This is a genomic window from Natrinema gari JCM 14663, assembly GCF_000337175.1.
Classification (GTDB): domain Archaea; phylum Halobacteriota; class Halobacteria; order Halobacteriales; family Natrialbaceae; genus Natrinema; species Natrinema gari.
In genome coordinates this window covers 57,903-65,729 of the sequence record NZ_AOIJ01000046.1, presented here as the reverse complement: position 1 = coordinate 65,729, position 7,827 = coordinate 57,903, and the positions used below count along the sequence as shown (strand labels likewise).

Annotated in this window: 10 protein-coding genes and 1 pseudogene; 7 read left to right on the top strand and 4 right to left on the bottom strand. The window is 63.3% G+C overall.

The genetic code is table 11. The features are described 5' to 3' along the window. Positions 1-987: HAD-IC family P-type ATPase (locus C486_RS08275; protein WP_008455055.1), on the top strand; the 987-nt coding region annotated here is incomplete at its 5' end. A gap of 16 nt (positions 988-1,003) precedes the next feature. On the opposite strand, the gene C486_RS08270 is transcribed toward C486_RS08275, so the two are convergent. Then, positions 1,004-1,507, bottom strand: a complete 504-nt coding sequence (locus C486_RS08270) for a TIGR03668 family PPOX class F420-dependent oxidoreductase (RefSeq protein ID WP_049910293.1) — start codon at positions 1,505-1,507, stop codon at positions 1,004-1,006. Between the two features lie 110 nt (positions 1,508-1,617). Here C486_RS08270 and C486_RS20130 point away from each other — a divergent pair. The 4 genes and pseudogenes from C486_RS20130 to C486_RS08250 all read left to right on the top strand — a co-directional run. After that, a pseudogene (locus C486_RS20130) lies at positions 1,618-1,860 on the top strand (MFS transporter); the annotation flags it as partial. A 158-nt stretch (positions 1,861-2,018) separates the two neighbouring features. Beyond that, positions 2,019-3,278 (top strand): hypothetical protein, encoded by a 1,260-nt coding sequence (locus C486_RS08260; protein WP_049910290.1) that lies wholly within the window; start codon positions 2,019-2,021, stop codon positions 3,276-3,278. A gap of 126 nt (positions 3,279-3,404) precedes the next feature. Further along, positions 3,405-3,758: a toxin-antitoxin system TumE family protein gene (locus C486_RS08255; protein ID WP_008455043.1), complete on the top strand. Its 354-nt coding sequence runs from the start codon at positions 3,405-3,407 to the stop codon at positions 3,756-3,758. After that, positions 3,755-4,156 (top strand): HVO_A0114 family putative DNA-binding protein, encoded by a 402-nt coding sequence (locus C486_RS08250; protein ID WP_008455041.1) that lies wholly within the window; start codon positions 3,755-3,757, stop codon positions 4,154-4,156. The genes C486_RS08255 and C486_RS08250 overlap by 4 nt, the downstream gene beginning before the upstream one ends. A gap of 243 nt (positions 4,157-4,399) precedes the next feature. Here C486_RS08250 and C486_RS08245 read toward each other — a convergent pair whose 3' ends face one another. Next, positions 4,400-4,660 (bottom strand): winged helix-turn-helix domain-containing protein, encoded by a 261-nt coding sequence (locus tag C486_RS08245; protein ID WP_008455039.1) that lies wholly within the window; start codon positions 4,658-4,660, stop codon positions 4,400-4,402. 340 nt (positions 4,661-5,000) lie between these two features. Here C486_RS08245 and C486_RS08240 point away from each other — a divergent pair, with 340 nt between their 5' ends. After that, positions 5,001-5,444, top strand: a complete 444-nt coding sequence (locus C486_RS08240) for a hypothetical protein (RefSeq protein ID WP_008455037.1) — start codon at positions 5,001-5,003, stop codon at positions 5,442-5,444. A 37-nt stretch (positions 5,445-5,481) separates the two neighbouring features. On the opposite strand, the gene C486_RS08235 is transcribed toward C486_RS08240, so the two are convergent. Continuing rightward, the gene (locus C486_RS08235) at positions 5,482-5,739 is read right to left on the bottom strand and encodes a hypothetical protein (RefSeq protein ID WP_008455035.1); all 258 of its coding nucleotides are present in this window, start codon (positions 5,737-5,739) and stop codon (positions 5,482-5,484) included. 350 nt (positions 5,740-6,089) lie between these two features. On the opposite strand from C486_RS08235, the gene C486_RS08230 reads away from it, so the two are divergent. Then, positions 6,090-6,533, top strand: coding sequence for a hypothetical protein (locus C486_RS08230; RefSeq protein ID WP_049910303.1), 444 nt, complete (start codon positions 6,090-6,092; stop codon positions 6,531-6,533). Between the two features lie 260 nt (positions 6,534-6,793). On the opposite strand, the gene C486_RS08225 is transcribed toward C486_RS08230, so the two are convergent. After that, complete coding sequence (locus tag C486_RS08225; RefSeq protein ID WP_049910287.1) at positions 6,794-7,498, bottom strand: hypothetical protein; 705 nt, start codon at positions 7,496-7,498, stop codon at positions 6,794-6,796. Between the last annotated feature and the right edge of the window lie 329 nt (positions 7,499-7,827).

Genomic DNA, 7,827 nt, shown 5'->3' with positions numbered 1-7,827 from the left:
GTCTTCGAGCGCCTGCGCGCGGTCGATATCGTCGTCTTCGACAAGACCGGGACGCTCACGACCGGGGAGATGACCGTTCGCGAAGCCGACGCCCCCGACGACCTGCTCGCGGCGGCCGCCGCCCTCGAGCAGCGGGCGGCCCACCCGGCCGCGGCGGCGATCGCCGAGGCGTTCGGCGGTGGCGATGGTGCGATCGACGCCGACGGAACGGCCCGCACCGACGGCGGATCGGCCGTCCCCGGCGAGTTGCCGGTCCGGGAGTTTCACACCCACGCGACCGGTGTCGAGGGCATCGTCGATGGCCGGACGGTACTGGTCGGCCACCCCGACCTCTTTCGGGACCGCGGGTGGACGGTCGCGTCCGATCTCGAGGCGACGATCGACCGGGCGCGCGAGGCTGGCCGGCTCCCGGTCGTCGTCGGTCGAGACGGGGCCGCCGAGGGCATCGTGATCGTCGGCGACGAACCTCGCGAGGCGTGGGACGAGACGGTCGCGGCCCTCGACGAGGACGGGGTCGACGTCGTGGTCCTGACCGGTGACGACGGGACGGCAGCCGACGTCTTCGACCGGCATCCGGGCGTCGATCACGTCTTCGCGGGCGTCTCGCCGGACGGCAAGACGGCGGCGGTCGAGCGGATGCAAGCCGAGGCCCGCGTGGCGATGGTCGGCGACGGGACCAACGACGCGCCCGCGCTCGCCGCGGCCGATCTGGGCATCTCGCTGGGCAGCGGGACGGCGCTCGCCGCCGACGCGGCCGACGTCGCGATCGTCGACGACGACCTCGCGGCGGTCGAACGTGCGTTCGCCCTCGCGAGGGCCGCACGCGCCCGACTCAGGCAGAACCTCGGGCTCGCGTTCGTCTACAACGCGATCGCCGTTCCCGCGGCCGCCCTCGGCGTCGTAAACCCGCTGGTGACGACCGTCGCCGTCGTCGCAGGGACCCTGCTCATCGTCGGGAACGCGGAGCGATCGCTCGTCGACGACTGACCGCGTCCGCACGCCCTTATTCGTCCGTGAGCGCGCCCCACGAGACGGTTCGCTCGATCGCGATCGAAACGATCGGACGGTCGCCGAGTTCGTGGTGGCCGTACTGATCGTACTTCGCCTTGAGCGCGCTCACGGCGTCGGCGTGGCTCGATGCGTCGGACTCGAGAATCCGCGCCCGGCCGCGACCCTGGAGCCAGGCGAGGCGCGACCAGTCCTCGCGGTAGCGGTCGACGAGCACCGTCACACGCGGGTTCGCCCGGACGTTCCGCACGCGCTGGAGATCGACGGTCGATTTCGGCTTCTCGTCGATCGCCGAAACGAGTGCGATCCCGTCGGTTTCGTCGTCGGGAGCGCCGTTCCCGGTCCCTCTCGCGTTCGCCGGCTCCGGCCGGGTCGATCGAGCCGCGGGCGCGAGCACCGCGAAACAGATCGGCACCACATGCGGTCGTCCCTCGGCGTCGACGGTCGCTAACGCGGCGACGCGGGCCCGCTCGAGGAAGGCGCGCTCTTCGGGCGTCATGGGGTACCGGACGGCGTGCTGACGGAAAGCGGTGGGTTCGGTGGGTTGAAATCGAAGCATTGTCCCGCTACGGCAAACTACTCGGATCGGCGTCACCCATCCACGGGCGGATGACTGATCGGATGCGTCGTCGCCGCGCGTACGGTGTCGTCGCCGTCGAGACGATCGGCTACACTTGCTTGCTGTTCATCTGGTTCTCGCTGCCGGCGTATCTCTCGTCGATCATCGACGAACTCGGGCTGTCGGGCACACAGGCCGGCGTGGTCGCGGGAGCGGTCCCGCTGACCTACATCCCGATCGCGCTCGGTACCGGGCTGGTCGTCGACCGCTCGTCGCCGCTGTCGCTGGCTGCATGTTGCGGCATCGCTACGGCGACGCCTGACCGGCGTGGCGACGCTCGACGGCCCCGTCCCCGGCCGACCAGTTCGGCAATGACAGGCGAGCGCCACAGGCACGGGCGCGATCGGTCGCTCGCCAGAACATTATTGGGACCAGTGGCCAATGCTGAGCTATGAGTAGTGCGGCCCGGTCGCTGTCGGAACCGCAAGTGCTGGCCCACACGAAGCGGCGGCTCTTTCCCGACGAGGACAAGTCGACCGCCTACGCGGTGGCCGACACCCAGTTCGCCATGGCGGAGTGGCTCCCCGGACAGCCCGTCGACGCGGCCGTCCGCGACCGTCTGGCACCGTTTAATCACGTTCGGATCGGGAGCGGGTATCCCGACCTCGTCGGGGTCCGCGACCTCGAGTCGGACCTCCTCGCTGTCGAGCGACTGGGCGACGAGCCGCCGTTGATCGCCATCGAGGCGAAAGGAGAGACCAGCGGCGGGGTCGATACCCAGCGTGGTATCCTCCAGGCCTACGATCGGCTTCACGAGGCGAACGCGGCGTATCTCGCCGCGCCGGCGGCCGCCATCTCCGAGACCGATCGGACGCTCGCGCGGGAGTTGAACGTCGGCGTGCTCGGCGTCGATGCCGCCGGGAGCGTGACCGCGCTCGAGGTGCCCCGCGTCGTCGGCAATCGGACGACGACCGAGGCGACGGCGCTGCGGTTTCAGGCGAGCGCGCAGGGCGTCGCCGACGCGTCGTTCGGCCTGAACCATCCGAAGAACTATCTGGGTTATCCGCTGGCACACTACGCGGCCGGTGACACCGAGACGCTGCTGTCGGAGTACAAGGTCGTGAGCGCCGTCGATAGCGCCCGACAGGGGGCCGCGTTCCTCGGATTGATCGAGGAGGGCGTCGGTGTCGAAGGCAGCGCGAGTGTCGAACTGACCTCGCTCGGTGAGGAAGTCGTCAGGTTCGCGAGAGCGCGCTACGGGAGCGTCGAGGCGGCCCTCGAAGAGTTCGAGAACTGGTATCGGTCGGGAAAACGGTTCGCCGATCTCGCGCCGGCGTGGAGCCAGTTGGCCCGCCGCGTGCTGTTCGACTACGAGGCGACGGAGTTGCTCGTCCGCGAACTCCAGTGCATGCACGACGATGGGTTCGCGGAGCCGTCGCTCGTGGCTGTCGTGGAGTACCTCCACGAGTTGCATCCGTCGTTCACCGTCGAGTTGTTCATCCGCGGGACCGACGGTGTCCGGAGCCGCGTGCTCACCGAAGCCGGTGAACTTCAATCCGCGGCGCTCGAGGACGGCTCCGTCTACCACTCGCCGACGGTGTTCCAACTGAAAGCGATGCTGTACCATGCGGGCATTCTCACTCAGCGTGGGGCGGAGCCGAGCCGGCTCGAGCCACTCGAGGACATCTGGGCGCTTCGGGAGCCCGTTTGAGTTGGTTTGGTTCGGAGCACTCGAGACGCGCCGTACAAACGCGACTGGCAGTAGCCACCGCTGAGCGTGACTGGACGGACCTCCGTTACGTTTTTGCCGTTGGTTGACAAACCAACACAGTAGCGGATGGCACCAGTTGCCGACGATCTCGACGGGTACAGTCGCTCGCACGTCTACGAGGATGGGACGCTCGTCCGGCTATCGATCCGCCGAACGGACGACGACGCGTATCCGTCGGGATGGCGGTACACGCTCCACTACGGACGACTCACTCCCGGGCCGGAGACGCTCGAGGACGGCACACTCTGCCGATACGACAACGCCCACGAGGATACGAAAGGTCACGAACGGCACGTCGTGCCGGATCCGGAACCGCAACTGATCGAATTCCCGGGGATGGAAGCCCTGTACGAGCGGTTCTGGGACGACATTCCGAAGCAACGGTTCGGACCATCCGATACCGAGGGTGAGAGATTATGACAGGTACCAACGTACTGCTGGTCACGATCGGGGATGCAGCATCGCTCTATGAAGGGGGGCGCGAAGCGATTCGAACGCTTCAGGGCGGTGACCCCGTCGACCAACCGGCGATCGTAACGTTTGCGAACGAACAACAGCTGAGCGACGTGCTCAACGAGCGGACGTTCACGCTCCTGCGTGTCATCCGCGGTGACGAACCCGACAGCATCCGCGAGACCGCGCGCCTTGTCGGCCGCGACGTGAAAAACGTCCACGAAGAGGTGACCACTCTCGAGGCACTGGGAATCATCCGCTTCGACGAGGACGGCCAATCGAAGCGACCGGTCTTCCCCTACGACGATCTCATCATCAGTCCGTTCGCACACGACGACGGCGATACGGCACCCGCGACGCCATAACAGAGACAGTGGTCGGCGTTCGTCACTTGCGTAGCCTTCTTGGGACTGAATAGGCGAACGCGATGCAGCTAGCCATGCCGGGCGGGACTGAAAGGGGCTTTCAGGGTGTTGTTGTGAGTCTGCGTCAAAATGAGGATGATCCGCTCCCACGTCGAAAGTCCCGCCCAGCGGTGGTTTGGGACACCAGCTATCGCCGCCTCTCGTGGCACTGAGCGCAAGCAGATGGAGATCAGTGTGGCCGTGTTACTCGTCGATTGCTTCGAGATCGTCGGCATCGAGTTGTCCCTCGAGATACGAACGACCGCGATCCGTGAGCTGGTAGATGCCGCCGGTTTCGTCGTAGTATTCGACGAGTCCGTGGTCACGAAGCGTCATCACGTGTTCCCGAACCGTTTGACGACTCCAGTCGATATTCTCCGCGATGATTCGAGGAGACAAAACGAGTTCGTGGACTCCCCCGTCGTTGTGGAGCAACTCGAGGATGTCCCTGTCGACCGGCGTCATCCAGTCGGCTAACCTCGGGCGCATCTGCCATCACGACGTTCTCCCCCTGTTTGACTATTTTCATTGTGCAGTTGCTAGAAACAATATGGTTTGCTAAACAAACAGTTCTGTCGTTAGTTTTAATTCGGCTGGGAACAACACTGTTTGTCACGGGAACGATATACGGGTCTATTCGATCGATCCGTGGCAAAATGCAGTCCAGTGTATGGGCACCGGACTGCACCAGCTCCCGTATCAACACTCTGGAAGCCATGTCCGACCACGATTCGCGGGGCCTTGAAGGCCTCGACCGAGTAGACGCATCGCCGACGAACGCTCGAGTCCGTGCCGATGNGAAGCCATGTCCGACCACGATTCGCGGGGCCTTGAAGGCCTCGACCGAGTAGACGCATCGCCGACGAACGCTCGAGTCCGTGCCGATGGAGGGCACCACTCCGAGTCCATCCGCGATTGCCTCGCGTCGATCGATTATCTCACGCGCACGCTGCTCGCGGCCATCCAAGATGAGGACACGGATCTCGAGCACGCCGACCGCGAGACGCGTCGCAAAGCCGTGCGACACGTCCGCGGGATCAGATCGGAGGCTTGCCAAGCCGCGCTGTTGCTGGTCGGTCCGGAGGCAATGATTCCCTACCAACCGGGCGATGAGCCCGACCACGATCCGTCGTCAACCGATCGGTCGCGCTCGTTTACGACTTCCTATCGCGGACCCGCCGCGGAGGCCCACGAGCGCGAACTCGAGCGCCAGCGTAGGGAGGGTGGGGATGACTGTACTGACGAATAACTGCGTCACCAATGCAGGCAAACGGACGAAACGAATGTCAGTGGTCAGTATCTAACTCGCCTGCATCGATGTCTTCATCGAGATAGCGAGCACCCAGTTTGGTGAGTGAATAGTAGCCATCGCTTTGGCGGTCGAGTAATCCATGATCCGCAAGATCGCGACAGCGCTGACCGGTATAATTCGGATGGGAGTCGATATTCCGTCCAATAACCGCTGGCGGAACCTCACCTGCATCCCGGACGTATTCCAGAATCGCGTCGTCAGTCGGGACCATCCAGTCAGCGCGTTCTCGCATAGCGAGATCCGTGTGCTACTCGCCAATAGAACCCGCCCATGCGATCAAAAATACACTCATATGGACGTTTTCAAACTCTCAGATACGTAGATACGATCTTTGAAATTCGTATATGCAAAGAACCTAAGTCAGTCGGGAACGAAACCCTATCCGGGCGGAAGCTACGGAACCCCCACTCGGTCAGGTGGGATGCTTCGAGAAACGGACCGGTGTTCACGGCACCGGCCCGCAGTAGCTCCCGTATCAGCACTCCGGAAGCCATGTCCGACCACGATTCGCGGGGCCTTGAAGGCCTCGACCGAGTAGACGCATCGCCGACGAACGCTCGAGTCCGTGCCGATGNGGAAGCCATGTCCGACCACGATTCGCGGGGCCTTGAAGGCCTCGACCGAGTAGACGCATCGCCGACGAACGCTCGAGTCCGTGCCGATGGCGGGCACCACCCCGAGTCCATCCGCGATTGCCTCGCGTCGATCGATTACCTCACGCGCACGCTGCTCGCGGCCATCCACGATGAGGACGCGGCCCTCGAGCACGCCGACCACGAGACGCGTCGCAAAGCCGTGCGACACGTCCGCGGGATCAGATCGGAGGCCTGCCAGGCCGTGCTGTTGCTGGTCGGCCCCGAGGCGATGATCCCCTACCAACCGGGCGACGATCTCGGCCGCGATCCGTCGCCAACCGATCGATCACGCTCGTTTACGACGTCCTATTGCGGACCCACCGCGGAGGCCCTCGAGCGCGAACTCGAGCGCCAGCGCGGGGATAGTGGAGGCGACTGTACTGACGACTGACTTCGCTATCGCGGCTGGGTCTGCGTGTCCACGTTCGAATCATCTCCGAACGTGGTTCTCGATCGAACCGTTACAGACAGTGGAAGGCGTTACGTAGTATAACAACGGACTGAACACACGTTCGACGTGCGTCTATGCGGCTCTGTTGAAACCCTCAGTACTTGATAGGAACCGTGTGCTGAATACAGAGGGTAAGTTCAGTGAAGAGGATCGACGAGTGGATGTGGGGACTACGGTCGACGGCTAGGTGATCACCCGAATCATTGCCGTTCGACTCGGTGCCGTTGTCCTCGGAGGACGAGGAACGCACCGATAATCCCGAGCAGCCACTGAAGCACGACGACCGCCGGGGACCGCTCTGATCCCCAATCTCCCCTATCCTCGTGATATGCAGCCGGATAGACGACATAGTAGCGGTCACCGGCCTGGACGAGTTCGTGAGCGCCGGGGAGTTCGTCGCTCGTCTCGTACGTGCCTGTCTCGATCGCGGTTCGGACGCCCCGATTGGTTCTCGAAAGTGGCGTTGCGATATAACCGAGCGCTTCTTCCCGAGGTACGGACTGGAGTCCGTACCTGACGGTCCCGTTTTGGCCTTCTTCGGTCACGGGCCGGAAGAATCCCTCCTCCCAGATGTAGACGTAATTGTATTCGTGGTCTATGAATGAACTCGGGGGCCCGTCGTACGTGATGCTACCGTTCGCGTGGATAGCTCGCTCGAGAACACAGGAGCGACTTGGTAAAGCACCAAAGCATGCAACATCGGAGTCGAGAGATTCGGGCCTATCGGGCTCGCTTGAGTACGTGTAGGTCCCATTGTCAAAGAACTCGACTTCACTCGCTTCGTATCGATACCAGTCTGGATCACCGATGTCGTACGCGCTCACGACCAGCGGGTTCAGGAGGAACATGAATCCGACGATGATCGTGGCTTCACGACGGTATTGTGTAATTGAGGACCAATTCATGATAAGCTCTGTCCGTCGTTAATGTATGTACCTTGTGAATGAAACAGATGCGCTCTGTATTCAGCACGACCGCTGGACTAGCCACTATATTGTCATTTTCACAAGGCCGTATATGTGGATCTTCAGCACGAGGTGTCGAGGTCACTACGCCCGCAAATCGGCTCGTCGCTACTCACTGGAATCCTCCGTTACGTCAGGATAGAGACTCCGCCGGCGCGTGTCCTTTCCACGCCGCTTTTTTCAGTCTCGAGGTGCTCATTGAACAGTCCTATCGGAGGACTGTCGCCGTCGTGTCGCTCGAGGCGCTGTGCAAGGTCGAGCAGCGTCCG